This is a genomic window from Leucobacter sp. M11 (genome assembly GCF_035726885.1).
Classification (GTDB): domain Bacteria; phylum Actinomycetota; class Actinomycetes; order Actinomycetales; family Microbacteriaceae; genus JAPFRB01.
This window is the reverse complement of the sequence record NZ_JAPFRB010000001.1, coordinates 365,269-365,987: the sequence shown is the minus strand read 5'-3', so window position 1 is coordinate 365,987 and position 719 is coordinate 365,269. Positions and strand designations below refer to the sequence as shown.

Genomic DNA, 719 nt, shown 5'->3' with positions numbered 1-719 from the left:
GCTCTGGGCGCTGCTGTGCCGCCGCGCCCTGAGCACCGTCGAGACCCCGGTCGCGCCCGGCCTCGCCCGCACGGGCCTCGGCTGGTTCGAGCGCTTCTCGGCTCGGCCCAGCGGCCTGATCGGCGCGCGCATGGTCACCTACTGGATCCGGGACCCGCGCTACCGCGTCGCGCTGGTCGCGATCCCCTTCGCCCCGGTCGCCATGATCGCCGCGCTCGCGGTCGCCGGGATGGGCTTTGCCTCGCTCGCGCTGATCCCGCTGCCCGTGATCTGCTTCCTGCTGGCCTGGTCCATCCACAACGACGTCGCCTCCGACTCGACCGCGATCTGGTCGCACGTGGCCAGCGGCACCCGCGGCCGCGATGACCGGCTGGGCCGTGTCACCCCCGTGCTGATGCTCGGGGTCCCCGTCGTCCTCATCGGGTCCAGCATCACGGTCGCAATCATCGGCGAGTGGCGGCTCCTGCCCGCCGTGATCGGGATGAGCCTCGGCGTGCTCCTGGTCGGCGCGGGCGTGTCCAGCATCAGCTCCGTCCTCGGCCCGTACCCGACGACCCGGCCGGGCGACAGCCCCTTCGTGCAGCCGCAGTGGTCGGGCTCGGGCTCCGGGCTCGCGCAGACGCTCAGTGTGAGCGCCGCGATCGTGCTGAGCGTGCCGGCCGTCGTCGTCTCCGTGACCGCGATCACCGACCTGACCCTGCCCGCGCAGCTGTGGGCCC

At 73.4% G+C, this 719-nt stretch carries 1 pseudogene; it reads left to right on the top strand.

Annotated elements, in window-relative coordinates:
- Window positions 1-719 (top strand): annotated as a pseudogene (locus OOT08_RS01830) (hypothetical protein); the annotation flags it as partial.